This is a genomic window from Streptomyces sp. SLBN-118 (genome assembly GCF_006715635.1).
Classification (GTDB): Bacteria; Actinomycetota; Actinomycetes; order Streptomycetales; family Streptomycetaceae; genus Streptomyces.
In genome coordinates this window covers 3,530,320-3,557,200 of record NZ_VFNP01000001.1, presented here as the reverse complement: position 1 = coordinate 3,557,200, position 26,881 = coordinate 3,530,320, and the positions used below count along the sequence as shown (strand labels likewise).

General features: G+C 70.3%; 23 protein-coding genes, 1 tRNA gene and 1 pseudogene. 23 read left to right on the top strand and 2 right to left on the bottom strand.

Going from position 1 to position 26,881, the window contains the following annotated elements:
• The first annotated feature begins 474 nt into the window (after positions 1-474).
• From ssd to FBY35_RS16155, 7 genes are all read left to right on the top strand, one after another.
• A complete protein-coding gene (gene ssd, locus FBY35_RS16185) occupies positions 475-1,560 on the top strand; it encodes a septum site-determining protein Ssd (RefSeq protein ID WP_142214472.1) in 1,086 nt (361 codons plus the stop codon).
• Positions 1,557-2,705, top strand: a complete 1,149-nt coding sequence (locus FBY35_RS16180) for a TadA family conjugal transfer-associated ATPase (protein WP_142214471.1) — start codon at positions 1,557-1,559, stop codon at positions 2,703-2,705. Before ssd ends, FBY35_RS16180 begins: the two co-directional genes overlap by 4 nt.
• Complete coding sequence (locus tag FBY35_RS16175) at positions 2,705-3,553, top strand: type II secretion system F family protein (RefSeq protein WP_142214470.1); 849 nt, start codon at positions 2,705-2,707, stop codon at positions 3,551-3,553. Before FBY35_RS16180 ends, FBY35_RS16175 begins: the two co-directional genes overlap by 1 nt.
• Positions 3,550-4,320 carry a type II secretion system F family protein gene (locus tag FBY35_RS16170; RefSeq protein ID WP_142214469.1) on the top strand — a complete coding sequence of 257 codons (771 nt, stop codon included), beginning with the start codon at positions 3,550-3,552 and terminating at the stop codon, positions 4,318-4,320. Before FBY35_RS16175 ends, FBY35_RS16170 begins: the two co-directional genes overlap by 4 nt.
• Positions 4,321-4,409: 89 nt before the next feature.
• On the top strand, positions 4,410-4,580 hold the full coding sequence (locus FBY35_RS16165; protein ID WP_260848696.1) for a DUF4244 domain-containing protein: 171 nt from the start codon (positions 4,410-4,412) through the stop codon (positions 4,578-4,580).
• Positions 4,567-4,935, top strand: a complete 369-nt coding sequence (locus tag FBY35_RS16160) for a TadE family type IV pilus minor pilin (protein ID WP_142214467.1) — start codon at positions 4,567-4,569, stop codon at positions 4,933-4,935. The genes FBY35_RS16165 and FBY35_RS16160 overlap by 14 nt, the downstream gene beginning before the upstream one ends.
• Complete coding sequence (locus FBY35_RS16155) at positions 4,932-5,363, top strand: Rv3654c family TadE-like protein (RefSeq protein ID WP_142214466.1); 432 nt, start codon at positions 4,932-4,934, stop codon at positions 5,361-5,363. The genes FBY35_RS16160 and FBY35_RS16155 overlap by 4 nt, the downstream gene beginning before the upstream one ends.
• On the opposite strand, the gene FBY35_RS16150 is transcribed toward FBY35_RS16155, so the two are convergent.
• Positions 5,299-7,782, bottom strand: coding sequence for a DEAD/DEAH box helicase (locus tag FBY35_RS16150; RefSeq protein WP_142214465.1), 2,484 nt, complete (start codon positions 7,780-7,782; stop codon positions 5,299-5,301). The genes FBY35_RS16155 and FBY35_RS16150 overlap by 65 nt on opposite strands.
• A gap of 78 nt (positions 7,783-7,860) precedes the next feature.
• Between FBY35_RS16150 and FBY35_RS16145 the strand changes: the two genes are divergently transcribed.
• The 14 genes from FBY35_RS16145 to FBY35_RS37140 all read left to right on the top strand — a co-directional run bounded on the left by FBY35_RS16145 (position 7,861) and on the right by FBY35_RS37140 (position 24,560).
• Positions 7,861-8,214, top strand: a complete 354-nt coding sequence (locus FBY35_RS16145) for an STAS domain-containing protein (RefSeq protein WP_003967428.1) — start codon at positions 7,861-7,863, stop codon at positions 8,212-8,214.
• 92 nt (positions 8,215-8,306) lie between these two features.
• A complete protein-coding gene (locus tag FBY35_RS16140; protein WP_142214464.1) occupies positions 8,307-8,753 on the top strand; it encodes an ATP-binding protein in 447 nt (148 codons plus the stop codon).
• Positions 8,754-9,025: 272 nt separating this feature from the next.
• Positions 9,026-11,431 carry a sodium-translocating pyrophosphatase gene (locus FBY35_RS16135; RefSeq protein WP_142214463.1) on the top strand — a complete coding sequence of 802 codons (2,406 nt, stop codon included), beginning with the start codon at positions 9,026-9,028 and terminating at the stop codon, positions 11,429-11,431.
• Positions 11,432-11,618: 187 nt separating this feature from the next.
• Positions 11,619-12,302: a small secreted protein gene (locus tag FBY35_RS16130; RefSeq protein ID WP_142214462.1), complete on the top strand. Its 684-nt coding sequence runs from the start codon at positions 11,619-11,621 to the stop codon at positions 12,300-12,302.
• Between the two features lie 91 nt (positions 12,303-12,393).
• Entirely contained in the window at positions 12,394-13,905 is a 1,512-nt protein-coding gene (locus FBY35_RS16125) for a class I SAM-dependent methyltransferase (RefSeq protein ID WP_142214461.1), read from the top strand.
• Positions 13,906-14,081: 176 nt separating this feature from the next.
• Positions 14,082-14,276, top strand: a complete 195-nt coding sequence (locus FBY35_RS16120; RefSeq protein WP_142214460.1) for a hypothetical protein — start codon at positions 14,082-14,084, stop codon at positions 14,274-14,276.
• A gap of 224 nt (positions 14,277-14,500) precedes the next feature.
• Positions 14,501-17,368 carry a type I DNA topoisomerase gene (gene topA, locus FBY35_RS16115; protein WP_142214459.1) on the top strand — a complete coding sequence of 956 codons (2,868 nt, stop codon included), beginning with the start codon at positions 14,501-14,503 and terminating at the stop codon, positions 17,366-17,368.
• 139 nt (positions 17,369-17,507) lie between these two features.
• Entirely contained in the window at positions 17,508-20,522 is a 3,015-nt protein-coding gene (gene tmk, locus FBY35_RS16110; protein ID WP_142214458.1) for a dTMP kinase, read from the top strand.
• Between the two features lie 108 nt (positions 20,523-20,630).
• Positions 20,631-21,836: a DNA polymerase III subunit delta' gene (locus FBY35_RS16105; RefSeq protein WP_142214457.1), complete on the top strand. Its 1,206-nt coding sequence runs from the start codon at positions 20,631-20,633 to the stop codon at positions 21,834-21,836.
• Between the two features lie 80 nt (positions 21,837-21,916).
• Positions 21,917-23,458, top strand: coding sequence for an alpha/beta hydrolase (locus tag FBY35_RS16100; protein WP_142214456.1), 1,542 nt, complete (start codon positions 21,917-21,919; stop codon positions 23,456-23,458).
• A 109-nt stretch (positions 23,459-23,567) separates the two neighbouring features.
• Positions 23,568-23,641: transfer RNA gene (locus FBY35_RS16095), tRNA-Thr, on the top strand.
• Between the two features lie 170 nt (positions 23,642-23,811).
• Positions 23,812-24,003: a hypothetical protein gene (locus tag FBY35_RS37150; protein ID WP_260848629.1), complete on the top strand. Its 192-nt coding sequence runs from the start codon at positions 23,812-23,814 to the stop codon at positions 24,001-24,003.
• A 48-nt stretch (positions 24,004-24,051) separates the two neighbouring features.
• On the top strand, positions 24,052-24,219 hold the full coding sequence (locus FBY35_RS37145; protein ID WP_260848628.1) for a hypothetical protein: 168 nt from the start codon (positions 24,052-24,054) through the stop codon (positions 24,217-24,219).
• Positions 24,186-24,560, top strand: coding sequence for an IS110 family transposase (locus tag FBY35_RS37140; protein WP_260848627.1), 375 nt, complete (start codon positions 24,186-24,188; stop codon positions 24,558-24,560). The genes FBY35_RS37145 and FBY35_RS37140 overlap by 34 nt, the downstream gene beginning before the upstream one ends.
• 124 nt (positions 24,561-24,684) lie before the next feature.
• Here the strand turns inward: FBY35_RS37140 and FBY35_RS16085 are convergent, their stop codons facing one another.
• Complete coding sequence (locus FBY35_RS16085) at positions 24,685-25,074, bottom strand: ATP-binding protein (RefSeq protein ID WP_142215099.1); 390 nt, start codon at positions 25,072-25,074, stop codon at positions 24,685-24,687.
• 925 nt (positions 25,075-25,999) lie between these two features.
• Here FBY35_RS16085 and FBY35_RS16080 point away from each other — a divergent pair.
• Positions 26,000-26,335: a MerR family transcriptional regulator gene (locus tag FBY35_RS16080; RefSeq protein ID WP_142214455.1), complete on the top strand. Its 336-nt coding sequence runs from the start codon at positions 26,000-26,002 to the stop codon at positions 26,333-26,335.
• 380 nt (positions 26,336-26,715) lie between these two features.
• A pseudogene (locus FBY35_RS16075) lies at positions 26,716-26,868 on the top strand (hemolysin III family protein); the annotation flags it as partial.
• Positions 26,869-26,881: the final 13 nt, after the last annotated feature.

Here is a 26,881-nt window from a genome sequence, read left to right as displayed (position 1 = left end):
TACGCTCGGGCGTGTGGGTTTGCCTGAGAAGGCTCTCGGGTACACCATGGAAGTCACGGATCGTTCGCGACCGTGCTAACCCGGTCCGGCTCCTCCCCCCCCGAGTCGGCCGGAGAGACGACCCCCGCTCTCCCCCCCGGCGGGGGTCGTCGCATGTCCGGACGCCTTTCGTCCCGCTGGTGTGATCCATTGTGATCGTTCTCCCCTCGTACGAGCTGTGCCATCGGCGGCCCTCCATCACTGTGCACGGTCACTGTGCGTAGCGGAAGTGCAGCTCCCGGGAGTCACCGGTACGAGCGAGCGGGATATTCACAAGTGGCTAGTTGTCCACAGTTTTTTAGCAAGATCCACATGATTTTTCGGTCCGCTGCACGGTGATTCCGGCTGCGCAGTTCGCGGACCGCAGGAATCACAGATCTACGCACGAAGCGAGATCGAAGTAATCAGGGGGTGGAGAACGTGGCTGGATCCATCATGTCCACACGGCCGCCGACCGTCGAAGGGCGGCGGGACGGGCCGCTGATCGTCACCGAGGACATGGAACTGCTCGACGATCTGCTGAGGCTGTGTGCCGCGGCGGGAGCCGAGCCGGACGTCCATCACTCGGTGCCCGAGCGCAGGGGAAGCTGGGAGGGGGCGCCGCTGGTCCTCGTCGGCGACGACGCGGCCGCTCGCTGCCGTGGTGCCGCCCGCAGACGCGGTGTGCTGCTGGTCGGGCACGATCAGGACGACCCGGACGTCTGGCGGCGGGCGGTGGAGATCGGGGCCGACTGCGTGCTGCGGCTGCCCGATGCCGAGAGCTGGCTCGTCGACAGGATCGCCGATGTGGTCGAGGGGGTCGGACGGCAGGCGCTCACCGTGGGGGTGATCGGCGGCCGGGGTGGGGCCGGTGCATCGACGCTGGCCTGCGCGCTGGCGGTGACCGCGGCACGGACCGGGCGGCGCACCATGCTCGTCGACGGCGACCCGCTCGGCGGAGGTATCGACGTGCTGCTCGGGGGAGAGCAGGCCGAAGGCAGGCGGTGGCCGGATTTCGCGACGTCCAAGGGACGGGTCGCAGGCGGGGCGCTGGAGGAGTCGCTGCCCGAGCTGCATTCGCTGCGGGTACTCAGCTGGGACCGTGGCGACTCGGTGGTCATTCCGCCGGAGGCGATGCGGTCGGTGCTGGCCGCGGCACGCAGGCGCGGCGGGGTGGTGGTCGTGGATCTGCCGCGCCGGGTGGACGAAGGAGTCGCGGAGGCACTGGCCCAGCTGGATCTCGGACTGCTGGTGGTACCGGGTGAGTTGCGGGCCGTGGCTGCCGCCAATCGCGTGGCGTCGACGGTGGGCATGGTGCTCCAGGATCTGCGCGTGGTGGCGCGCGGTCCGTTCGCGGCGGGGCTGGACGAGCAATGGGTCGCGGACGCGCTGGGACTACCGCTGGCGGGTGAACTTCCCGCGGAAGCGGACCTGTTGGCCGCGCAGGAATCAGGCGTTCCACCCGGCGGTGCGCGCGGGCCGCTGGCCAGGTTCTGCACGGCCTTCTGGGATCGCGCGCTGACGGGTGGCACAGTCTCATGAGCACCGGGCTGCTGGATGCCGTGCGGCAGCGTCTCGCGGAGAGCGGAGCCGAGCCCACACCGGCAAGGGTCGCCGCCGCGCTGAGGGCCCAGGGACGGCTGCTGGGGGACGCCGAAGTACTGGGCGGCACCGAGGCGTTACGGTGCGAACTGGTCGGGACGGGGCCGCTGGAGCCACTGCTGGCCGACCCTTCCGTGACGGACGTCCTCGTGTCCGCACCCGACCGGGTGTGGGTTGACCGGGGCCGGGGACTTGAGCTCACGGGAGTGACCTTCGCCGACACGGCCTCGGTGCGCAGGCTGGCGCAGCGGCTCGCGGCGGTGGCTGAGAGGCGCCTCGACGACGCCCGGCCCTGGGTGGACGCGCGGCTGCCGGACGGGACCCGCATGCATGCCGTGATCCCGCCGGTGGCGGTCGGCTCGACCTGTCTGTCGCTGCGGGTCGTCAGGCCCCGGGCGTTCTCCGTCGGGGAGCTGGTCGCGGCCGGGACGGTGCCACCCGGCGGGGACCGGGTGTTGAAGGCGCTGATCGATGCCCGGCTCTCCTTCCTGATCAGCGGCGGGACGGGATCGGGCAAGACGACCTTGCTGTCGAGCCTTCTCGGCCTCGTGGGGGAGCGCGAGCGGATCGTCCTGGCCGAGGACTCGGCGGAGCTCCGGCCCGAACACCCGCATGTGGTCCGGCTGGAGTCGCGTACCGCGAACCAGGAGGGCGCGGGCCGGGTGACGCTGCGGGACCTGGTGCGCCAGGCACTGCGGATGCGGCCCGACCGGCTCGTCGTCGGGGAGGTGCGTGGTGCGGAGGTCACCGAGCTTCTGGCCGCGCTCAACACCGGGCACGAGGGCGGCTGCGGGACCGTCCACGCCAATGCCGCGGCGGATGTACCGGCCCGGCTTGAGGCGCTCGGGACGGCGGCGGGGCTCGACCGGGCGGCGCTGCACAGCCAGTTGGCGGCCGCCCTCGCGGTGGTGATCCATCTCGTACGGGACAGGGGCGGGCAGCGGCGGATCGCCGAGGTGCATGTCCTGGAGCGGGATGCGGCGGGGCTGGTGGTGACCGTGCCCGCACTGCGGTGGGGCGCCGAGGCATTCGCGTACGGGCCGGGCTGGGAGCGACTGCGGTCGCTGATCGGAGGTGCGCTGTGATGGCCGGCGAGCAGGTGTACGCGGCAGCGGTGTGTGCCGGGGCGGCTGCGTGGCTGACGGTCGGGCGGGATCAGGGGCTCAGACGCGCGCGGTTGCTGCTGGCGGCGGGCGGTGAGGTGAAGGCTTCCCCGTGGTGGGCCTGGGAGCGGGTGCTGCCGCGGGTTGGGCTGCGACGGGAGTGGCTGTGCCTGCCCGTCGCCCTGGTGCTCGCCGCGCTGGGTGGATCGGTGCTCCCGCTGTTCGCGGGGGCAGTGGCGGTGCCGCTGGTGAGGCGGCGGCTACGGGCCCGGGAAGTGAGGCGCGAGCGGGAGCGGCGAGCCGAGGGGGTGGTCACCCTGTGCGGCGCGGTGGCCGGCGAACTGCGCGCCGGGCAACAGCCGGGGCAGGCACTGCTGTTCGCCGTGAGATCCACCGGGGTGCTGGGCGATGCGGAGGCGCGGGTGCTCGCGGCCGCGCGCTTCGGGGGTGACGTACCACAGGCACTGCGGGAGGCGGCGAGGGAGCCCGGTGCGGATGGACTCGCGGGAGTCGCTGCCTGCTGGCGGGTGGCCGTGAACAGTGGTGCGGGTCTGGCCGTCGGGCTCGACCGGCTGGAGGCGGCCCTACGGGCAGAGCGGGATCAACAGGCCGATCTGAAAAGCCAGTTGGCGGGTGCCTGGTCCACCATCGGGTTGCTTGCCCTGCTTCCGCTGGCGGGTCTCGGGATGGGCTGGGCGCTGGGCGCCGATCCTCTGCGGATTCTGCTGCACACACCGGCGGGCCTCGCGTGCCTCGTTGTCGGCGGATTGCTGGAGACTGCGGGTCTCTGCTGGGCCGGGCGGATCGTGCGTCAGGGAGACGAGCCGTGACCGGGGACGCTGTCCACAGGCTGGGGGCAGCGGTGTGCGTGGTGGCGGCGGTGGCTCTCCTGGCCTTCACGATCGTCGCAAGGCGGCGTCGGCGCGCGGTGCGCATGCGGATCCTGGCGCTGTTGGGTGTGGATCGCGAGCGGCAGCGATGGCGGCCGGAGTGCGGGGCCTGGGCGAGGCGTTGGGCGGGGCCGTTGGGTGCGCTGATCACCGGCTGTGTGCTCGTCGGAGGGGTGCTCGGCTGCGCCGCCGGGCTCGGCGGGGCCTATGGGGTATCGCGCTGGCAGCGAAGCCGTAAGCCTGCGGCGGGGGCCGAGGATCAGGAGGCGAGCCGCCAATTACCGCTTGCCGCGGACCTCCTGGCGGCCTGTATCTCGGCCGGGGCGGGTCCCCGCGAGGCGGCTGAGGCGGTCGGAGAGTCGCTGGGCGGGCCGGTCGGCGAGCGGCTGGCGCGGGCGGCAGCTGAATTGCGGCTCGGCGGTGAGCCGGCACGCGCCTGGGGGTGGTTCGGGCGGATACCGGGAGCGGAGGGGCTCGGCCGCTGCCTGGAGCGAGCCGACTCGACCGGGGCTCCGGCCGCGGAGTCGGTGTCCCGTCTGGCCGAGCGCTTCCGGGCGGACCGGGCGCGGGCGGTCGCGGCACGAGGCCGCAAGGCGCAGGTCCTGATCACAGCTCCTGTTGGGCTGTGCTTCCTGCCCGCCTTTCTCGCGGTGGGCGTGGCCCCGGTCGTGATCGGCCTCGCGGACGGACTGCTGAACGGCAACTGAGCACGCGCAAGTGTGCAACTGAACGAGATCTCTTGGAGGTTGACATGTGGAATCCGGTTCGGGGATGGCTGCGCGGGCTGGCGCGCAGGATGCGCGGGGACACCCTGCGCAGTGACGCGGGCATGACCACGTCCGAGTATGCGATGGGGACGATCGCGGCGTGCGCTTTCGCCGCCGTTCTGTACAAGGTCGTCACGAGCGGTGCCGTCTCGGGGGCGCTCCAGTCGGTGATCGGGAAGGCGCTCGATGCGCAGTTCTGAGGTGGGCGACAGGGGGTCCGTGACCGCGGAGGCGGCCGTCGCGCTGCCCGCCCTGGTCGTCTTCGCCCTGGCCCTGGTCTGGGCGCTGATGGCCGCGTCCGCGCAGATCCAGTGTGTGGACGCGGCCCGGGCCGGGGCGCGTGCCGCTGCCAGGTCCGAGCCTCGGACAGCCACACTGGCCGCCGCCCGCTCGGCGGCTCCCAGCGGCGCCACTGTCACGCTCGGGCGGACGGGTGATCTCTGGCGTGTCCGGGTCGAGGCTAAGGCCCCCGGCCCGCGTGCCCTGTCTTTGACGCTCAGCGCGGATGCGGCGGCGTTCGCGGAGGACGCCGCGAGCCATGAGGAGGCCTCATGAACCGGAACCGACACCTGAACGGGGGCCGGCACCTCGACCGCGACCGGCACCGACGCCGGGACCGGGGCCGGGACCGGGGTTCCGCGACCGTGTGGGTGGCCATGGCGACCACCGCGCTGTGTGCCGTATTCGCCGTCGTCCTGGCCATGGGGCAGGCCGTGGTCGCCCGCCATCGCGCAGGCTCCGCAGCCGACTTGGCGGCCCTGGCGGCTGCTGATCACGCTCTGCGGGGCACAGCAACCGCCTGTGCGATGGCGACCGAGGTGGCCCGGGCACAGGGCGCCGCGGTGGTGCGCTGCGCGGTACGGGGCGAGATCGCCGACGTGACGGCGCAGGCCCGCTTCGGCCCCTACGGCCCAGCGGTCAGGTCGCGGGCGGGCCCGCCGGGGCCTCCTGCGCTGTCGGGGCACCCCGCAGCAGTTCCGTGAGGAGGCGGACTGCGCCGCGCTTGTGCAGCGGGTCGTTGCCGTTGCCGCACTTGGGGGACTGGATGCAGGACGGGCAGCCCGCCTCGCACTCGCAGGACGCGATCGCCTCACGCGTGGCGGTCAGCCACTCACGGGCGGTGTGGAAGGCCCGCTCGGCGAAGCCCGCGCCACCCGGATGGCCGTCGTACACGAAAACAGTCGGCAGCAGGGTGTCCGGGTGGAGCGGCACCGAGACGCCGCCGATGTCCCAGCGGTCGCAGGTGGCGAAGAGCGGCAGCATCCCGATGGAGGCGTGCTCAGCGGCATGCAGGGCGCCGCCCAGCTGCTTGGGGTCGACCCGGGCGGCGTCCAGCTGGTCCTCGGTGACCGTCCACCACACCGCCCGGGTACGCAGGGTGCGGGGCGGAAGATCGAGTCTGGTCTCGCCGAGGACTTCACCGGTGATGAGTTTGCGGCGCAGGAAAGAGACGACCTGGTTGGTGACCTCGACGGAGCCGTAGCAGAGGCGTCCGTCGCCCCACGGGATCTCGGTGTCGGTTTCGAGGACGGAGACGGAGGTCGTGTCGCGGGCGGTGGTGGAGTACGGCGGGCTGGCCTCTTCGACGAGGGCAGCCGAGTCCTCCAGGTCCAGGTGCTTCACGAGGTACGTACGGCCCTGGTGGAGATGGACGGCCCCGTCGTGGACCGCGGTGTGGGCGGCCGATTCGTCGACCGTGCCCAGCAGCCGGCCGGTGGCGGCCTCCACGATCTGGACCGGGCGGCCGCCCTCGCCCCTGATGTCGGTGAGGTCGGCGGCCCGCTCGCGGCGGGTCCAGTGCCAGCCCGAGGCCCGGCGGCGGAGCAGCTTGGCGGCCTCCAGTTGGGGCATGAGATCGGCCGTGGCCGGGCCGAAGAGTTCGAGGTCGGTGTCCGTGAGCGGAAGCTCGGCGGCGGCCGCGCAGAGATGGGGGGCGAGGACGTACGGGTTGTCGGGGTCGAGGACCGTGGACTCCACCGGCTGCTGGAACAGCGCCTCGGGATGGTGGACGAGGTAGGTGTCCAGCGGGTCGTCGCGGGCCACGAGCACGGCCAGGGCGCCCTGGCCCGAGCGGCCCGCGCGGCCGGCCTGCTGCCAGAGCGAAGCCCGTGTCCCGGGGTATCCGGCGATGATCACGGCATCGAGGCCCGAGACGTCGACGCCGAGCTCGAGGGCCGTGGTGGCCGCGAGGCCGAGGAGCTCGCCGGAGTGCAGGGCCCGCTCCAGCGCCCGGCGCTCCTCGGGCAGGTAGCCGCCCCGGTAGGCGGCGACACGCGGGGGCAGCGAGCGGTCCACCTCGGCCAGGCGCTCCTTGGCGATGACGGAAATCAGCTCGGCGCCGCGCCGGGAGCGTACGAAGGCGACGGAGCGGACGCCCTGGACGGTCAGGTCGGTGAGCAGGTCGGCGGTCTCGGCGGTGGCGGTACGGCGTACGGGCGCGCCCTTCTCGCCGTGCAGCTCGGTGAGCGGGGGCTCCCAGAGGGCGAAGACGAGCTCACCGCGTGGCGAGGCGTCGTCTGCCACCTCTTGGACGGGCAGGCCGGTGAGGCGGCCGGCAGCCAGAGAGGGTTCCGCGGCGGTGGCGGAGGCGAGGAGGAAGACCGGGTTCGCACCGTAGCGGGCGCATACGCGGCGAAGGCGGCGCAGCACCTGGGCGACATGGGAGCCGAAGACGCCCCTGTAGGTGTGGCACTCGTCGATGACGACGTAGCGCAGGGAGCGCAGGAAGGAGGACCAGCGGGGGTGTGAGGGAAGTATTCCGCGATGCAGCATGTCCGGGTTGGTCAGGACGTACGTCGCGTACTGCCGGACCCACTCCCGTTCCTCGACCGGCGTGTCGCCGTCGTAGACGGCGGGACGCACCCGGTTGCCGAGCGGCGCGGCGAGCTCTTTGACGGCGCGGCACTGGTCCGCGGCCAGAGCCTTGGTCGGGGCCAGGTAGAGAGCCGTGGCACCGCGTCCATTGGCGGCCTCGGCGCCGTCGAGAAGGGTGGTTAGCACGGGCGCCAGGTAGGCCAGGGACTTGCCCGAGGCGGTGCCGGTGGCGATCACCACGGATTCGCCGTCCAGGGCGTGCTCGGCGGCTTTGGCCTGGTGGGCCCACGGATGGTCGATCCCCGCCTGTTCAATGGCCTTGATCACTTCTGGGCGGATGCGGTCGGGCCAGACGGCATGACGGCCCGGCCTTGGGGGCAAGTGCTCCGTATGAGTGATGCGCGCGGCACGGCTCGCCCCGGCGGTGAGCCGGTCGAGGACCGTAGCGGGGGAGAGGCGGTTGTCCCCGCTCTCGGAGGGTCGTCTGGGACGGTGATTCTTGGCCATCGGGACCGAGTGTGTCACCGGCGTGACGGACAATGGTCTCAAGGCGTCGTGCATGGCTGCTGGTAAGTGATTGAATGCCATCGCGGCTGGCGACCGTCTCTGGCTCCGCCGGGGAGTCCTGAGGGGGCGGCCGCTCGATAGCAAGGTGCTGGAGGATCCGTGGACCTGTCCCTGTCGACTCGCAATGTGTCCGGCCCTGGTGGCGACCGTACGGTCGTCGAGGTCGGTGGCGAGATTGATGTGTATACCGCGCCCAAGCTGCGCGAGCAGTTGGTCGAGTTGGTGAACGACGGCAGCTACCACCTGGTTGTCGACATGGAAGGCGTGGACTTCCTCGACTCCACCGGCCTCGGCGTACTCGTGGGCGGCCTGAAGCGCGTTCGCGCGCATGAGGGCTCGCTGCGCCTGGTCTGCAACCAGGAGCGCATTCTCAAGATCTTCCGGATCACAGGTCTGACCAAGGTGTTCCCGATCCACACCACGGTCGACGAAGCTGTCGCGGCCACCGACTGACGGTTGGCCGGAGACTGCCGGAAGAAGTGAGGGGCACCGGGCATCCAGCCCGGGCCCCTGAGATGCACGCCCGTACGTCCGAGGGGGATCGCATGGCAACCGTTGAACTCCGCTTCAGCGCCCAGCCTGAGCATGTCAGGACGGCCCGTCTGGTGGCGGCCGCCGTGGCTCGCCGGGCAGGGGTCGACGAGGCCGTGCTCGACGAGGTCCGTCTCGCTGTCGGCGAGGCGTGCAGCCGTGCGGTCGGGCTGCACCGCAGCCATGGCATCACAGCGCCCGTCAGGGTCGCGCTGACTGAGGAGGAGAAGGCATTCTCCATCGAGGTCGGGGACGAGGTCCCGAGCGCGGGCGCCGAGGGGTCCTCCGGGGCCCCGGGGGCCCGTGACGCCGCTGACGGGGATGCGGACTCCGAGGGCGAGGACGAGATGGGTCTCGCCGTCATCAGCGGTCTCGTCGACGACGTGGAGGTCACGTCCACCGAGGAGGGGGGCGTGATCCGGATGAGTTGGCCGACGACGCCCGTCACCGTCGTGCCCTGATCGCGGATGATCGACAACGGCGCCGGAATGTCGGCCCATTGATCGTTTAATTTGGATAAGGCCCTGCTGAGCAGGGCCTTTTTCCATTTATCTAGATCATTTATCGCACGTCAATGCCTTTGACCCGTTACCCCTTTCGGGGGGTGTTTCGGAACCCGATCATTTGCTGAGGAGCAAGTGAAGGTCAATTCCAATTGCCGCGCCCTGTTTTGATCAGGTTCCGCTACCTACAATCCGTCCACATCTTGAGCTCTGAGCGTCAAGGAGGACGAATGGCGGGGCTCTTCAACCCAGAACTGACCGATCACCCCACTTCTCTCGCAGCCGCGGTACTCACCGACGACAACCGGCTGATCGTTATCGTGATCGCCGCCGTCGCGGTGGCGGCACTGATCGTCGCCCAGGTGCTGGTGCGCCAGGTGCTGGCCGCCGGCGAGGGCACAGATTCCATGAAGAAGATCGCGGCAGCCGTGCAGGAGGGCGCGAATGCCTATCTGGCCCGGCAGTTGCGCACCCTCGGCGTCTTCGCCGTCGTGGTGTTCTTCCTGCTGATGCTTCTTCCGGCCGACGACTGGTCACAGCGCGGCGGACGTTCGGTGTTCTTCCTGGTGGGTGCGCTCTTCTCGGCGGCCACCGGATACATCGGCATGCGTCTCGCGGTACGAGCAAATGTGCGCGTGGCAGCGGCCGCGCGTGAAGCGACTCCGGCGGAGGGCGAGCCGGAAAAGGATCTGACGGCCGTCTCGCACAAGGCCATGAAGATCGCTTTCCGGACGGGAGGCGTGGTCGGCATGTTCACGGTGGGCCTCGGCCTGCTCGGTGCCTCCTGCGTCGTTCTCGTCTACGCGGCCGACGCGCCCAAGGTGCTCGAAGGCTTCGGCCTCGGCGCCGCGTTGATCGCCATGTTCATGCGTGTCGGTGGCGGCATCTTCACCAAGGCCGCCGACGTCGGCGCCGACCTGGTCGGCAAGGTTGAGCAGGGCATCCCGGAGGACGACCCGCGCAACGCCGCCACCATCGCCGACAACGTCGGCGACAACGTCGGTGACTGTGCCGGCATGGCGGCCGACCTCTTCGAGTCGTACGCGGTCACGCTCGTCGCGGCGCTCATCCTCGGCAAGGCGGCATTCGGCGACGCCGGACTCGCCTTTCCGCTGATCGTCCCGGCGATCGGCGTGGTCACCGCGATGATCGGCATCTTCGCGGTCGCCCCGCGGCGCGCCGACCGCAGCGGGATGTCCGCCATCAACCGTGGATTCTTCATCTCCGCGCTGATCTCGCTCGGCCTGGTGGCTGCGGCGGTGTTCATCTATCTGCCGTCCTCGTACGCCGAGTTGGACGGTGTCACCGAGGCCGCGATCACGTCGCACGCCGGAGATCCCCGGATTCTGGCGCTCGTCGCCGTGGCCATCGGCATCGTTCTCGCGGCCCTGATCCAACAGCTGACCGGGTATTTCACCGAGACCACCCGGCGTCCCGTCAGGGACATCGGCAAGTCCTCGCTGACCGGACCCGCGACCGTCGTGCTGGCCGGTATCTCCATCGGTCTGGAATCCGCCGTGTACACCGCGCTGTTGATCGGTCTCGGTGTGTATGGGGCGTTCCTGCTCGGCGGTACGTCGATCATGCTCGCCCTGTTCGCGGTGGCTCTGGCCGGTACCGGCCTGCTCACCACGGTCGGCGTCATCGTCGCCATGGACACTTTCGGACCCGTCTCCGACAACGCCCAGGGCATCGCCGAGATGTCCGGCGACGTCACGGGCGCGGGCGCACAGGTGCTCACCGACCTCGACGCCGTCGGCAACACCACCAAGGCCATCACCAAGGGAATCGCCATCGCCACGGCCGTACTGGCCGCGTCCGCGCTCTTCGGTTCGTATCGCGACGCCATCGCGACCGCGGCCAGGGACGTCGGTGAGAAGGTCGGCGACGGCGGTCCGCTGAATCTCGTGATGGACATCTCGCAGCCGAACAATCTGGTGGGCCTGATCCTCGGCGCCGCGGTCGTCTTCCTCTTCTCGGGTCTCGCGATCAACGCGGTGTCCCGTTCGGCGGGCGCTGTCGTCTACGAGGTGCGGCGGCAGTTCCGCGAGCACCCCGGGATCATGGACTACACCGAGACGCCGGAGTACGGGCGCGTCGTCGACATTTGCACCAAGGACGCGCTCCGCGAGCTTGCCACACCGGGTTTGCTCGCCGTACTCACGCCGATCGCCGTCGGCTTCTCGCTCGGTGTTGGTGCCCTCGGCTCCTTCCTGGCAGGCGCGATCGGCACCGGCACGCTGATGGCCGTGTTCCTCGCCAACTCCGGTGGCGCGTGGGACAACGCCAAGAAGCTCGTCGAGGACGGACACCACGGCGGCAAGGGCAGCGAGGCCCACGCCGCGACCGTGATCGGTGACACCGTCGGCGACCCGTTCAAGGACACCGCGGGACCGGCGATCAACCCGCTGCTGAAGGTGATGAACCTGGTGGCGCTGCTGATTGCGCCCGCGGTCATCCAGTTCAGCTACGGGGACGACTCCAACGCCGGAATCAGGGCGCTGGTGGCGTTGCTGGCCATCCTCGTCATCACGGGCGCGGTGTACATCTCCAAGCGGCGAGGCATCGCCGTCGGTGACGAAGACAACCATGCGGAGCGGAGCGCGAAGTCGCCTGATCCTGCGGTGGTTTCGTAACACCTGCTCAAGAGGCGGGCGGGCGGCGCGTATTGACGTGCCGACCGCCCGTTTGTGCGCCGTCGTGAGCCTTGTCTCCCTTGGTGCAAATGGCTCTAATGGGTAACAGATCGGGCATACCGCACGCGGTTGTCGCCCACATGGCGTGTATGTTCCGGGGCCGAGAGCCTTGGAAGGGACCAATCCGGTGAACAAGCAGCTTGCGGCCGCACTGTCCTGCGGCGCGGTACTGGTACTGGCGTTGTCGGGCTGCACCGACGGCGACGGCGACAACAAGGTGAACGACTGGGCCAAGACGTTCTGCAACCAGGCGCAGCCGCAGATCAAGAAGAGGGCCAACGCCGAGCAGGCCATCATCTCGACGGCGGCGGACGGCAAGCCCGCCGACATCCAGGCCGCCGACTCGAAGGCCTTCCAGGATCTCGCCGATGTGAACAACTCGCTCGCCACCGCGGTCAAGGCAGGCGGAACGCCGCCCATCGACGACGGCGCGAAGATCCAGCAGGACGCTGTCGCCGAACTCCAGGCGACAGCGAAGGCGTACTTCGCTCTCAAGAAGCAGGTCGACGGACTCAACGCCAAGGACCAGCAGAAGTTCGCGGACGGGCTGCAAGGCGTCGCCGACGGTCTGGCGAAGATCGAGAAGATGAAGCAGGACGCGGTGAAGAAGCTGCAGTCCGGTGACCTGGGCAAGGCGATGGCGAAGCAGCCCGGCTGCCAGACGGTGAAGGCCTCGAGTCCGCCCGCGGGCGGCTCTGGCTCGGACTCGCCCTCCACCCCGGCTTCCCCCTCCACCCCGGCTTCCCCGTCCAAACCGGCTTCGTCGAAGGCATCGGCGAACGCCGCGTCGAAGCCCTCGGAGACGGCGTAGGCCAAAAAGCGCGAGCGGGCAGTAGGAGGCAGCACGCGGGAAGAGGGCCCGGCCGTCGGCGTTCGTCAGTGCAGGCCGCCACAATGGGCGGGTGAGTACGACCAGCCCTGCCTCAGGCCTTCCTTCGCCCGACCGCTCACCCCGGCTGCGTGAAGCCCTTCTCGCCGCGAGCTTCACCGCCGACGGACTGCTCGACCTGCTCGGCGCCCCCGCCTATGCCGCGCTCGCCCGCAGCGAGACGGTGCCGGCGCTGCGCGCCACCCGCGGGGACGGCGTCCTCGACACGCTCGTACAGCTGTTTCTGCTCCAGCGCCCCGTCGCCTCACAACGGGCGGGGGCAGCCCTCCCGCTCGATCAGTGCCTTGCCGACGGCTGGGTGGTGCATGACGGCGACGACGTACGCGCCACGGTCGATGTGAGGCCGTACGGCGGTCCCGAGGGCCAGGACTGGTTCATCGTCTCGGACCTGGGCTGCGCGGTGGGCGGCGCTGCCGGCGCGAGCGGCCAGGGCGGGGGAGTTGTTCTCGGTGTCGGCGGGGCGTCCACCACGCTCGCCGGGATCACCGTTCGTACGCCGGTGTCTTCCGCGCTCGACCTCGGCACCGGCTCCGGCATCCAGGCGCTGCACGCGACCCAGCACGCGACGCGCGTCACGGCCACCGATCTCAACCCGCGGGCCCTGCACTTCGCGCGGCTCACGCTGGCGCTCTCCGCGGCTCCCGAAGCCGATCTGCGCGAAGGCTCGCTCTACGAGCCGGTCCACAAGGACACGTTCGACCTGATCGTGTCCAATCCTCCGTTCGTCATCTCCCCGGGCGCCAGGCTGACCTACCGGGACGGCGGCATGGGCGGGGACGATCTGTGCCGCTCGCTCGTTCAGCAGGCGGGGGACAGGCTGAACGACGGGGGATACGCCCAGTTCCTCGCCAACTGGCAGCACGTGGAGGGGGAGGAATGGCAGGAGCGGCTGCGCTCCTGGGTGCCGCGCGGCTGTGACGCCTGGATCGTCCAACGCGAAGTGCAGGACGTGACGCAGTACGCCGAATTGTGGCTGCGGGACAGCGGCGATCACCGCAGCGACCCCGCTCAGTACGCCGCGCGGTACGACGCGTGGCTGGACGAGTTCGAGGCCCGCAAGACCAAGGCCGTCGGCTTCGGCTGGATCACGCTCAGGAAGTCCGGTTCCGAGCGCCCTTCGATCGTCGCCGAGGAGTGGCCCCACCCTGTCGAGCAGCCGCTCGGCGTCGGCGTGCAGGCACACTTCGCGCGGCAGGAATATCTGCGCACGCACGACGACGCGGCGCTGCTCGCCGGTCACTTCACGCTGGCCCCGGAGGTCGTGCAGGAGCAGGTCGGGCTGCCGGGCGCGGAGGACCCGGAGCACGTCGTGCTGCGTCAGAACCGCGGTATGCGGCGGGCCACCAAGGTGGACACCGTCGGCGCGGGCTTTGCCGGGGCATGCGACGGGTCGCTCAGCGCCGGGCGGATTCTGGACGCGATCGCCCAGCTGCTCGGCGAGGATCCGGTGGTGTTGCGCGACCGAACCCCGCAGGCGCTGCGGCTGCTGATCGAGGAGGGTTTTCTGGAACCGGTGCGTCCATGAGGTGAAACCGGCCAACATCAATAAGAAGGGGAGGGCCGGACTCCAAGAAAGGGAGGGTCGGACTCCGGGTGGGTGAGCCCATATGGCGTTCACCCGGAATTCGCACCCATGACGCCCGGAGGTGCCAGCCTCGGCCTCCGGGCGACCTCGGCTTCAGGGAAGGACCGGGTACGGGCATGGAGAGCGGGCCGGCGATCTTCGCGGGGACGGCGTTCACGCTGTTCGGGGCGGGCCTGCTGTGGACGGGGGTGCGTCTGCGCCACCGCGCGCCGGTCGCCCACGGAGTGAGTCCCGCCACGGCCGTCGCGCTCGCGGTCCTGCTCGACGCGGTGTTCCTCGCCCTCGGTCTCTGGTGCTTCGGCCGCGTCTGATCTGGGGGCATCCGGGCTCCGCAGTGCCGTAGTGCCGATCCGCGGCGGCAGGAATAGCCGGACTCGGGTTACCGTTCGAGTGGCCGTTGCGGGCTTTTGCCGTTTGACACGGGGGCGGGTTGTACCGTCACACTCCGCAGCGACAGCAGCGTCACAGCCGTGCCGCACCCAGTGCCGTACAGCCGTGAGCGCCCACAGAGCGTCGACCGGAGAGAAGAGCGAAGTTGTCCCCGACCAGCGAGACCGCACAGGGCGGCCGCCGACTCGTGATCGTCGAGTCGCCTGCCAAGGCGAAGACGATCAAGGGCTACCTCGGCCCCGGCTATGTTGTCGAGGCGAGCGTCGGGCACATCCGCGACCTCCCGAACGGTGCCGCCGAGGTGCCGGAGAAGTACACCGGCGAGGTGCGCCGCCTCGGTGTCGATGTCGAGAATGACTTCCAGCCGGTCTATGTCGTCAACGCCGACAAGAAGGCCCAGGTCAGGAAGCTCAAGGAGCAGCTCGCCGAGTCTGACGAACTCTTCCTCGCCACCGATGAGGACCGCGAGGGCGAGGCGATCGCCTGGCACCTGCTCGAGGTCCTCAAGCCCAAGGTCCCCGTCCACCGGATGGTCTTCCACGAGATCACCAAGGATGCGATCCGCGAGGCCGTCGAGAACCCGCGCGAGCTCAACAAGCGCATGGTCGATGCCCAGGAAACCCGCCGTATCCTCGACCGTCTCTACGGCTACGAGGTCTCGCCGGTCCTGTGGAAGAAGGTCATGCCGCGGCTGTCCGCCGGCCGTGTGCAGTCCGTCGCCACCCGTCTTGTCGTCGAGCGCGAGCGCGAGCGCATCGCCTTCCGCTCCGCCGAGTACTGGGACCTGACAGGCACCTTCTCCACCGGCCGCGCCGGGGATGCCTCAGACCCCTCCGTTTTCACGGCCCGGCTGAACACCGTCGACGGACAGCGCGTGGCGCAGGGCCGCGACTTCGGCTCGGACGGGCAGCTCAAGTCCGGCCAGGTGCTCCACCTCGACGAGGCGAATGCCCGGGCACTGGCCGCCGCGCTGGCCGATGCCTCGTTCGCGGTCCGCGCCGTCGAGTCGAAGCCGTACCGCCGCTCTCCGTACGCACCGTTCCGCACGACGACGCTGCAGCAGGAGGCCTCCCGCAAGCTGGGCTTCGGGGCCAAGGCCACCATGCAGGTGGCGCAGAAGCTGTACGAGAACGGCTTCATCACCTATATGCGTACGGACTCCACCACGCTGTCCGACACCGCCATCGCATCGGCCCGGGCGCAGGTCACCCAGCTTTACGGCGCCAACTATCTGCCGGACAAGCCGCGTGTGTACGCCGGGAAGGTCAAGAACGCGCAGGAGGCGCACGAGGCGATTCGCCCTTCGGGTGATCGTTTCCGCACGCCGGCCGAGACGGGGCTGACCGGCGACCAGTTCAAGCTCTATGAGCTGATCTGGAAGCGGACCGTTGCCTCTCAGATGAAGGACGCGGTCGGCAACAGCGTCACCGTCCGGATCGGCGGCCGCGCCGCTGACGGCCGTGACGCCGAGTTCACCGCCTCCGGCAAGACGATCACCTTCCACGGCTTCATGAAGGCCTACGTGGAAGGCGCCGACGACCCGAACGCCGAGCTCGACGACCGTGAGCGGCGCCTCCCGCAGGTCTCGGAGGGCGACGCCCTGTCCGCCGAGGAGATCTCGGTGGACGGCCACGCGACCAAGCCGCCGGCCCGCTACACCGAGGCCTCGCTGGTCAAGGAGCTGGAAGAGCGCGAGATCGGCCGCCCGTCGACGTACGCGTCGATCATCGGCACGATTCTGGACCGTGGCTATGTGTTCAAGAAGGGAACGGCACTCGTGCCCTCCTTCCTGAGCTTCGCCGTGGTCAATCTGCTGGAGAAGCACTTCGGCCGGCTCGTCGACTACGACTTCACCGCGAGGATGGAGGACGACCTCGACCGCATCGCACGGGGCGAGGCGCAGGCAGTGCCGTGGCTGAAGCGCTTCTACTTCGGCGAGGGCGACGACGGCGGAGCCGCCTCCGCCGCGGGCAACGGCGACGGGGACCGCCTCGGTGGCCTGAAGGAGCTGGTGACGGACCTCGGTGCGATCGACGCCCGGGAGATCTCCAGTTTCCCGGTCGGCGAGGGCATCGTGCTCCGCGTCGGCCGGTACGGCCCGTACATCGAGCGCGGCGAGAAGGACGCGGAGGGCCACCAGCGGGCCGACGTCCCCGACGACCTCGCCCCGGACGAGCTGACCGTGGAGTTCGCGGAGGAACTGCTGGCCAAGCCGAGCGGCGACTTCGAACTGGGCGCCGACCCGGTGACGGGCAACCAGATCGTCGCCAAGGACGGCCGGTACGGCCCGTATGTCACGGAGATCCTTCCCGAGGGCACCCCGAAGACGGGCAAGAACGCGGTCAAGCCGCGCACCGCCTCACTCTTCAAGTCGATGTCCCTGGACACCGTCACGCTCGACGACGCGCTCAAGCTGATGTCCCTGCCGCGTGTGGTGGGCAAGGACGCGGAAGGCGTCGAGATCACCGCGCAGAACGGCCGGTACGGCCCGTATCTGAAGAAGGGCACGGACTCGCGCTCCCTGGAGACCGAGGACCAGCTCTTCAAGATCACACTGGACGAGGCGCTGGCGATCTACGCACAGCCCAAGCAGCGTGGGCGGGCCGCGGCCAAGCCGCCGCTGAAGGAGCTGGGCACGGACCCGGTCAGCGAGCGGCCGGTGGTGGTCAAGGACGGCCGCTTCGGTCCGTACGTCACCGACGGCGAGACGAATGCGACGCTGCGCACGGGCGACAGCGTCGAGGACATCACGCCGGAACGCGGCTACGAACTGCTCGCCGAGAAGCGGGCCAAGGGTCCCGCCAAGAAGACGGCGCGGAAGGCCCCGGCCAAGAAGGCGCCCGCGAAGAAGGCCGCTGCGAAGAAGACGGTCGCCAAGAAGGCTGTGGCCAAGAAGACCGCCGCCAAGAAGACGACCTCGGCCGCCGCGGCGAAGAAGACGACCTCGGCCGCCGCGGCGAAGAAGACGACCGCGTCGGCGAGGGCTGCTACAAAGGCGCCGACGGACGAGTAGCCGTATGCCCGGCCGTGTTCGGAGTTTGGGCAAAGGGTTCGGGCGCTTTGCGCGGGGGACGGTTCGCCCCCTCCGCACAAAGCGCCTGTATGTTCGGACAGGCCTCCGGGGAGCGGGCCGCTCCGGATAGGCTGGGCGGATGACGCGAGCCGAGCAGCCAGCCGAGCAGCAGGCGGTCGTGAGCACCGCCTCAGAGACTGCCTCAGACTCCGACGCAACCGACGCACTTGGCGCGGATTCCCGTGAACGTGCGGTGCGTGCCCTGCTGCGCTTCCCCCCGCTGAGGCGGTTGTGGAACGCCCAGGTCGTGGGCGGTATCGGTGACTCGGTCGCCATCCTTGTCCTTCTCCTGCTCACACTGCAGGCCTCGGTCCTGGCGGGCACCTTCGGGGAGGGCTATCGCGGAGCTGCCTTCGCCGTCGCTGCGGTGCTCGGTGCGCGGGTGCTGGCCACGCTGCTCTTCGGCGCCGTACTGCTCGGCCCGCTGACCACGCTCACCTCGTCCAAGGGGCCGCTCGACCGGCGCTGGACCATGATCGGGGCGGACGGGCTGCGGCTCGCGCTCTTCGTGGTGGCGCCGCTGTGGATCGACTGGACGCTGGACAACGCCACGGCGATGCTGCTGATCACCGTCTTTGTCGCGGGCGTCGCCGAGCGCTTCTGGACGGTCGCCCGCGACGGCGCCGCTCCCGCACTGCTCCCCGCCCCGCCGCTGGAGGGCGCGGCCGTGCGCCCGCTGCCGGACCATCTCGACGCGCTGCGGCGGCTCTGGCTGCGTACGGGCTTCGCCGTCATCCCCGCCGGGGCCGCGGTCCTGCTCGTGGCCACGCTGGTCGGAAACCTGCTCGGCTCGGGCATCGACTGGTTCTCGCTGCACCAGGCGGCCCTCGGTTCGTATGTCGCGGCCGGTCTCTTCGCCGCATCCGTCTCGACGCTGTACTTCGTCGAGCTGCCCGGCTCGCAGACCCCGCGGCCGCGTTCGCCGCTCGAAGGGCTGCGCCGTCCGTCCACCGGCAACGGCGTGGACAGGGGGCGTACGGACGCCATACCGCTGTTCGTCCTCGCCTGCGCGTCGGTCGCGGGCGCGATCGCATCCGCCGTGGCCGTATCCGTACTGCACGCCTTCGACCTGGGTGGCGGCCCCGCCGCCTTCGCGCTGCTCGTGCTCGCGCTCACCGGCGGTGCCGGTGTCGGCATCCGCGGCGCCGCCGCCGTACTGCCCACCCTGTCCCGCCGCCGGCTGCTCGCACTCGCGCTCGCCGTCACCGGCATGGCGCTGCTCGCCATGGGCCTGGTGCCCGACACGGCGAGCGTGCTGTTCATCGCGCTGCTCGCGGGACTCGCGGCCGGTGTCGCCGCGAGCACCGGGCACGCTCTGATCGACCAGGAGACGGAGGACTTCCGGCGCCCGCGGATCACCGAACACCTCCAGGCGGTCGTACGGGTCGCCATCGCCCTCGGCGCGCTGGCGGCTCCGCTGCTCGCCGCGGCGATCGGGCCGCACCGGCTCGCGAGCGGGGACTTCGTCTTCGCGCACGGCGGTGCGGCGTTCACGCTGATGCTGGTCGGCGCGCTGCTGCTGCCGGTCGCGGCCGTGGTGCTCGCCAAGACGGACGACCGGTCCGGTGTTCCGCTGCGCCGGGACCTCGGCGACGCGCTGCGCGGCGGGGCGGACCCGGCGCAGGCGCCGTGCCGGACCGGGTTCTTCATCGCCATAGAGGGCGGCGACGGGGCCGGGAAGTCCACCCAGGTCGAGGCGCTCGCGGAGTGGATCCGGGCGAAGGGCCACGAGGTCGTCGTGACGCGTGAGCCGGGCGCGACACCGATCGGGAAGCGGCTGCGGTCGATCCTGCTCGACGTGTCCTCGGCGGGGCTCTCGAACCGCGCGGAGGCACTGCTGTACGCCGCCGACCGCGCCGAGCACGTCGATTCGGTCGTGCGGCCCGCACTGGAGCGCGGCGCGATCGTCATCTCCGACCGCTATATCGACTCCTCGGTCGCCTACCAGGGCGCGGGCCGGGATCTGTCCCCGACCGAGATCGCCCGTATCAACCGCTGGGCGACGCACGGACTCGTACCGCATCTGACGGTGCTGCTCGACGTCTCCCCGGAGACGGCGCGGGAGCGCTTCACCGAGGCACCGGACCGGCTGGAGTCGGAGCCGGCTGAGTTCCACCAGCGGGTGCGCGCCGGATTTCTGACCCTCGCGGCGGCGGACCCCGGCCGGTACCTGGTGGTGGACGCGGGGCAGGAGCCCGAGTCGGTCACGACGGTTGTACGACACCGGCTCGACCAGATGCTGCCGCTGTCCGAGGCCGAGGTGAAGGCGCAGGCGGAAGCGCGCAGGGCGGCCGAGGAAGAAGCCAGGCGCCGGGCCGAGGAAGAGGCCGCGCGCAAGGCGGAGGAAGAGCGGCTGGAGCGCGAGCGGCAGGAGCAGCTCGCCAAACTCCGCGCCGAGGAGGAGGAGCGCAAGCGCCGGGAGCTGGAGGAGGCGCGGCAGCGCGAGGCCGAACGGCAGGCGGAGGAGGCCCGGCAGCGGGCCGAGGAAGCACGGCGGCTCGCCGACGAGGAGCGGGCGCGTCGGCTGGCGGAGGAGAAGGCGCGCCGGGAGGAAGAGGAACGGCGGCGCCGGCAGGCCGAGGAGGAGGCCCGGCTGCGGGCCGAGGCGGAGGAAAGGCGTCAGGAGAAGCAGCGCAAGGCGGAGGAGGCGCTGCTGAGGGCCGAAGAGGCGCGGAGGCTGGCGGAGGCGGCCGCGTCCGCTGCTGCCGCGTCCGCGGCTTCGCCCACCGAGGTGACCGTGCCCACGCCGGTGGTCGCGCCGTCGGACGAGGTCACCCAGGAGGTAGCGAAGCCGGGCCCGGTTGTCGACGAGACGGCGGTACTCCCGAAGTTCCCGGCGGACGCGGACGAGACGGCGGTGCTTCCTCCGGTACGGGACGCGGACGAGACGGCGGTGCTTCCTCCGGTACGGGACGCGGGCGCGGCCCCGGACGAGCGGACGCGTGAGCTCCCTCAGGTCGACCCGGCCGCGGCCGGCCGGCGCCGCCGCCCGGACTGGGCGGAGGAAACGCCGCTGGACGACCTCCCGTCGCTGGCCGACGAACTGCTGGGCCCGCACGAGGACGACGAGAGCGGGGGGCGCGGGAGGCGCTGAGAGCATGCCCGGTGCGGCGGCGCGGCTGTTTGAGGCCGCGCCCGCACCGCTCTGTCAGACCCCTCGCCCACAATGGAGACCCCACGCAAGAAAGGCGGGTGACGGCGCATGGCCGTTTGGGACGACGTCGTCGGTCAGGAGCGCGTCCACGCACAGCTCTCCGCCGCCGCCCGGGACGCCGACGCCCGCGTCACCGCCGAGGCCCGGCACGAGCAGCCCCCGGACGCGTCCAAGATGACGCACGCCTGGCTGTTCACAGGTCCGCCCGGTTCCGGGCGGTCCACCGCCGCCCGGGCGTTCGCCGCGGCGCTGCAGTGCACCAGTCCCGACCGTGCCCTCGGGGGGGAACCTGGCTGTGGGTTCTGCGACGGCTGCCACACCACCCTCGTCGGCACGCACGCCGACGTCGAGGTGATTCGTACCGACCTGCTCTCCATCGGCGTCAAGGACACCCGCGAGCTAGTCCGGCGCGCGCAGCTCTCCCCGGCCGGCGGGCGCTGGCAGGTGATCATCCTGGAGGATGCCGACCGGCTCACGGAGGGTGCGGGCAACGTCCTGCTCAAGGCCGTCGAGGAGCCCGCCGCCCGCACCGTGTGGCTGCTGTGCGCGCCCTCGATCGAGGATGTGCTGCCGACGATCCGTTCCCGCTGCCGCCATCTCACGCTGCGTACGCCCCCCGTCGAGGCCGTCGCCGACGTGCTGATCCGGCGTGACGGCATCGAGCCCGATGTCGCCATGTCCGCCGCCCGTGCCACCCAGGGGCACATCGGCCGGGCCCGCCGCCTGGCGACGGACGAGCGGGCCCGGGCCCGTCGGGCGACCGTACTGAAGATGCCGCTGCGCGTGGAGGACATCGGCGGCTGCCTCAAGGCCGCCCAGGAGCTGATCGACGCCGCCGCCGAGGACGCCAATCAGGTGGCCGAGGAGATCGACGTCAAAGAGACCGAGGATCTGAAGGCGGCTCTCGGCGCATCGGCCGGGGGGCGGATGCCGCGGGGGACCGCGGGGGCGATGAAGGAACTGGAGGACAGGCAGAAGCGTCGCAAGACGCGTTCGCAGCGAGACAGCCTCGATCTCGCGCTCACCGATCTGACGGGCTTCTACCGCGATGTGCTCGCCCTCCAGATGGGCTCGGAGATCGCGCTCGCCAATGTCGACGTACGGGACGCTCTCGACCGGATTGCCGGCGCTTCGACCCCCGAGGGCACCCTGCGCCGGATAGAGGCGGTGGTCGCCTGTCGCCATGCGCTGGACAGCAATGTCGCGCCGCTGCTGGCGGTCGAGGCGATGGCGGTGGCACTGCGCGCGGGCTGAGCGGCCTGCTGGGGTGTTGACCGGCTCACCCGTACGAGCACGGGCAGGCACGGTCCGCACCCTGCGGCTACGCTCCGAGGATGGACACCAGGCGCCTGCTGCGCACCTCCGCCCTCGCGCTGGCCACGGCCGGTCTGCTGATCTCCGGCTGTACGGGCGGGAGTTCCTCGCCTGGCGCCTCCGCGTCCGCCGCACCGGGCCGGGCCGCCCCCGCCGCCGCGCTCAAGCCGTACTACGAGCAGGAGTTGAAGTGGCGCCCGTGCGGTGTCGAGGGCTTCGACTGCGCCACGATGAAGGCTCCGCTGGACTACGGTGCGCCGGACGGCGACTCGATCAAGCTGGCCGTGGCTCGCAAGAAGGCCACCGGCCCCGGAAAGCGCCTCGGCTCGCTGCAGGTCAACCCGGGCGGCCCAGGAGGCTCTGCGGTCGACTATCTGCAGGGCTACGCGGGTATCGGCTACCCCGCTCCGGTCCGCGCCCGGTACGACATGGTCGCGGTCGACCCGCGCGGTGTGGCCCGCAGCGAGCCCGTCGAATGCCTCAGCGGCAAGCAGATGGACGCGTACACCCAGGTCGACCAGACGCCCGACGACGCCGCCGAGACGGCCGGCCTCTCGACCTCGCTGAGAGATTTCGCTGCGGGCTGCAAGGAGCATTCCGGCCAGGTCCTGCCCCATGTTTCCACCGTCGAGGCAGCCCGTGACATGGACATCCTGCGCGCTGTGCTGGGCGACGAGAAGCTTTCGTACGTCGGGGCCTCGTACGGCACCTTCCTCGGCGCGACATACGCCGAGCTGTTCCCCGACCGCGTCGGGCGTCTCGTCCTCGACGGAGCGATGGACCCGTCACTGTCCTCCCGTGCGATGAACCGGGACCAGACCGCGGGCTTTGAGACCGCGTTCCAGTCCTTCGCCGCGGACTGCGTCAAGCAGAAGGACTGCCCGCTCGGCAACACCTCCGCCGCGGACGCCTCGCTCCGGCTCAAGGCCTTCTTCACCGCGCTCGACGCCAAGCCCGTTAAGACCGGTGAGAGCCGCAAGCTCGGTGAGGCGCTGGCCACCACGGCAGTGATCGCCGCGATGTACGACGAGGCCGCCTGGCCCCAGCTCCGCGAGGCCCTGACGGCAGCCATGGCGGGTAACGGAGCCGCGCTCCTCTCGCTGGCCGACAGCTACTACGAGCGCGAGAGCGACGGCACGTACGCGAACCTGATGTACGCCAACGCGGCCGTGAACTGCCTCGATTCGCCGCCCGCCTTCACCGCCCCCGCGGCCGTGCAGTCGGCGCTCCCGGAGTTCGAGAAGGCCTCGCCGGTCTTCGGCAGGGGCTTTGCCTGGGCCTCGCTGAACTGCGCGTACTGGCCCACCCCCGCCACCGGCGCACCGCACCGCATCGCGGCGAAGGGCGCTGCCCCGATCGTGGTCGTCGGCACCACCCGGGACCCGGCCACCCCCTACAAGTGGGCCCAGGGGCTGGCCGGCCAGCTGTCCTCCGGGAGTCTGCTGACATACGAGGGCGACGGTCACACGGCGTACGGGCGCGGCAGCGACTGCATCGACACGGCGATCAACACCTACCTGCTGGAAGGCACGGTTCCGCCGAAGAACAAGCGCTGCAGCTGACGCCCGGACGTGGTCCGGGGGTGGTTCGGGGCACCCGAAACAACCCTGTAGACTTGGCGCCGCTGCTGATGCGAACGTGTCTTCGTCAGGACGCGTATATCCGCAGCTTGCCGCCTTAGCTCAGTTGGCCAGAGCAACGCACTCGTAATGCGTAGGTCTCGGGTTCGAATCCCGAAGGCGGCTCAAGAAAGCCCAGGTCAGAGCCTTGGAAGCCCCCCACGAAGATCGTGGGGGGCTTTTTCTGCGCCCAGATGGGAACATCCTGGGAACGGCGATTCTCCGATAAGTCTTCTATGTCTGGATTTTCGCTAGTCGAAGGCGGGCCGAGGGTGGCCTGATGCCGACTGGAGGCGTTGACCGCCGAGCACCTGATTCACCCGCGTCGCCGCGGCGAACGCGAGGCGCTGCGGGTCCTGCTGGCCACCCGTCAGGGCGCCGTCACCTCGTGCGCGGCGGCGATCAATCACCTCAAGGCGCTGCTCGTGTCCGCGCCCGAGGACCTGCGGGCCGAGCTGCGCGGCAAGGGCCGCAAGGCGGTGATATAGCACTGCGCCAATCTCCGGGAGCGGCCGATCCAGACCATCGAGCCCCGGATGACCGCGCGTGCACTGCGGTCCACCGCCGTTCGGGTCCAGGCGTTGCGAGCGGAGGCGGAGGCGGAGGAGCTGGAGGCCGAGATCGTCGTGCTGGTCGAGGCGATGGCGCCCGAGCTGCCGCGGCTGACCGCGTGGGTCCGATCAGCGCGGGTCAGATCCTGGTGAGCTGGTCGCACCCGGGCCGCTTCCGGTCCGAGGCCGCGTTTGCGGCGTTCGCCGGCACGCCGCCGATCCCCGCGTCCTCCGGCCTGACCAACCGCCACCGGCTGAACCGGAGGGGCGACCGGCAACTCAACCGGGCGCTGCACACCATCGTGCTGATCCGCATGCGCACCGACCCAACAACCAAGGTCTACATTCAGCGGCGCACCACCGAGGGCAAGTCGCCTCGGGAGGCCCGGTGCTGCTTGAAGCGGGCCATCGCCCTCCAGGTCGTCAAACTGCTCGAACGGGGGTCGGTCGAGGAGAACTTGACGGCCGCCAACAACCTCGCGATGGCCGCTTGACGGATATAGCAGCCTCGGAAACCGGCGCTACAGGCAGCCGTCACGGCTGTCGGTGCAGCGGTTATCGGTGAGATTGACCTTGAGGAGGCCGCCGGTCGGGCCGGGCGGCGGCGGCGCCTTGGCGCTACCGGGCGAGGAGGGCGCTTACGGTCTTGCCGCCGGCCGTGTGGCGGGTCACCGCGGTGGCGCGGGCGAGGCGGTTGACCATGGGCCAGCCGAAGCCTCCGGTGCCGCCGTTCAGGTCGGGGGTGCGCATGCGCGGGGCCTGCGGGCTGCGGTCGTGGACGGCCACCTCGATGCTGTCCGGGTGCGCGGTCAGGTTCAGGGTGCAGGTGCCGCCGCCGTGGCGCAGGGCGTTGGTGACGAGCTCCGAGACGACCAGAACCACGGTGTCGGCAGCCTCGGCTGCGATCGGTTGTAGGAGACCTTCGAGGAAATCCCGGGCGCTCTCGCGTGCGCCGGCGACGGATGTCGCGGAGCGGACGGTTGCGACGTTGACGCTCATCGTGTCCATCAGGTCACCCTGGTCTCTGTCGTCAATGCCCGGTCCAGTCTGCCCGGGCTTCTGCCCCGGCCTGCGGCCGGTTAACGCGTCGGCAGCGACGGCCTCGCGCTGCCCTCGTCGCTGTTCGAGGTCGATTACCTCACCGTCGAACGCGCGGAAATCTATGTCGGCCGGAGTAGACATTGAGCGGTGGTGTGGTTATGGTTTCTCTCGTAGCCCAGAGAGACAGCAGGGCCTGGCAGAGACGAACTGCCGGGCAGCAGTACCCGCAGTTGCAGTTCGCAGGACGGTGCGGTGGTGGAGTTCCGAAGCCAGGGTTGTTGCAGGACGGCGACGGGACTGACGGCCGGACCGGGTGGCCCGCAGTGATCAGGGGCCGCCGTGAGCAGTACCGCAGTCGCAGTTAACGCAAGTGCAGTACCCGTAAGTGCAGTTGGCAGTACCCAGCAGTGAAGTCAGTGAGCAGCACCTCGGTAAAGGCGTCGGCTGCGGGCGCGCGTACCGGGAAGTTCGGCAGTGGGGTTCTAAGCCAGAGCAGACGCAGGACGGGCGACGGGGCTGGCTGCCGAAGAGTGGCGCTGTCGCAGGCCACTGGGTAGTTCGCATCACCCAGCAGTTCGCAGTAGAGCAGTACCAGCAGTACGCAGTCCCCCGCTTGGTAAGTAGTTGATCACCGAGGGAAGAACGGAGGAGCCAGGCGCCATCAGGATCGCCCGGGCAGAAGTCTTGAGTCCGGGTACCGCAGGACATCGATAGTGAGGTGGTCTCCGGTCAAGCAACCGCGATCCCCGCATTCCCTGCCCTCTCCCGGGTGGGCGTGCGGACACAGAAGGCCGGCGCGGCACTAGGGCCGGCAGATGGTGTAGCAGTTCCTTCGGGGCCTTGGTGCCAGTACGGCACCAAGGCCCCTCCACGCGTTCCAAAGAGAGGTGCAATGACAGCAGGCGACTCGTACAGCCGTCTCGATGACGACGATTACCCCGCCTACACGATGGGCCGGGCCGCCGAGATGCTCGGCACCACCCAGGGCTTCCTCCGTGCCATCGGCGAAGCCCGCCTGATCACCCCACTGCGCTCCGAGGGCGGCCACCGCCGCTACTCCCGCTACCAACTGCGCATCGCCGCCCGAGCCCGCGAACTCGTCGACCAGGGCACCCCCATCGAGGCCGCCTGCCGCATCGTCATCCTCGAAGACCAACTCGAGGAAGCCCAGCGCATCAACGCCGAATACCGCCGCACCGCCGAATTGGCGGGACCGCCCGTGGCTTGAGGCAGCGCGCCCGCCGGGTACCGGCGGGTCCCCGCACACGCGTGTCAGGGTGTGCCGCAGGGTCGTCTCCCACGGTGGTCAGAGTGCGGACATGTCCCGTCCGGGCTGGCTGTCATGGTTCGGAAGGTCCCCTTCGCCCACGTCTGCCTGGACGGCATGAGGCATGGCTACGGGAACCGTGAAGGGGTTCAACGCGGAGGGGGAGCTTCAGCTTCATCCCGCAGGACGGCGGAGCAGACGTTCAGACACTCTTACAGGCTTCGAGGAAGGCTTTGCGTCCAGCGGGATCGTCCGACCTGCCGTCGGCGTGCAGCATGCGCCAGGCGGTGAGTTCGAGATCTCGGAGCCATAGTTCTCCGATGACCTGTGTCTTGAGGTCGGGAAGATCATTCTACAGTGCGGGCGCAGTCGTCTACGCCCTGAAGCGCCCCGACCCCTCGCCCCGCTGGTTCGGCTTTCACGAGGTGTTCCACGCGCTGACCGTGGCAGCCTTCACCGCGCACTACATCGCCATCTTCCTGGCCATCTACTGACCGCGCCCCCGAT

Coding starts and splice junctions, on each gene's coding strand:
- ssd (WP_142214472.1), top strand. CDS start 475: ATGTCCACACGGCCGCCGACCGTCGAAGGGCGGCGGGACGGGCCGCTG.
- FBY35_RS16085 (WP_142215099.1), bottom strand. CDS start 25,074: ATGGACACGATGAGCGTCAACGTCGCAACCGTCCGCTCCGCGACATCC.
- FBY35_RS16140 (WP_142214464.1), top strand. CDS start 8,307: ATGGCAACCGTTGAACTCCGCTTCAGCGCCCAGCCTGAGCATGTCAGG.
- FBY35_RS16080 (WP_142214455.1), top strand. CDS start 26,000: ATGACAGCAGGCGACTCGTACAGCCGTCTCGATGACGACGATTACCCC.
- FBY35_RS16165 (WP_260848696.1), top strand. CDS start 4,410: ATGCGCGGGGACACCCTGCGCAGTGACGCGGGCATGACCACGTCCGAG.
- FBY35_RS16155 (WP_142214466.1), top strand. CDS start 4,932: ATGAACCGGAACCGACACCTGAACGGGGGCCGGCACCTCGACCGCGAC.
- FBY35_RS16100 (WP_142214456.1), top strand. CDS start 21,917: ATGGACACCAGGCGCCTGCTGCGCACCTCCGCCCTCGCGCTGGCCACG.
- FBY35_RS16150 (WP_142214465.1), bottom strand. CDS start 7,782: ATGGCATTCAATCACTTACCAGCAGCCATGCACGACGCCTTGAGACCA.
- tmk (WP_142214458.1), top strand. CDS start 17,508: ATGACGCGAGCCGAGCAGCCAGCCGAGCAGCAGGCGGTCGTGAGCACC.
- FBY35_RS16120 (WP_142214460.1), top strand. CDS start 14,082: ATGGAGAGCGGGCCGGCGATCTTCGCGGGGACGGCGTTCACGCTGTTC.
- FBY35_RS16180 (WP_142214471.1), top strand. CDS start 1,557: ATGAGCACCGGGCTGCTGGATGCCGTGCGGCAGCGTCTCGCGGAGAGC.
- FBY35_RS16135 (WP_142214463.1), top strand. CDS start 9,026: ATGGCGGGGCTCTTCAACCCAGAACTGACCGATCACCCCACTTCTCTC.
- FBY35_RS16105 (WP_142214457.1), top strand. CDS start 20,631: ATGGCCGTTTGGGACGACGTCGTCGGTCAGGAGCGCGTCCACGCACAG.
- FBY35_RS37145 (WP_260848628.1), top strand. CDS start 24,052: ATGACCGCGCGTGCACTGCGGTCCACCGCCGTTCGGGTCCAGGCGTTG.
- FBY35_RS16175 (WP_142214470.1), top strand. CDS start 2,705: ATGGCCGGCGAGCAGGTGTACGCGGCAGCGGTGTGTGCCGGGGCGGCT.
- FBY35_RS16160 (WP_142214467.1), top strand. CDS start 4,567: ATGCGCAGTTCTGAGGTGGGCGACAGGGGGTCCGTGACCGCGGAGGCG.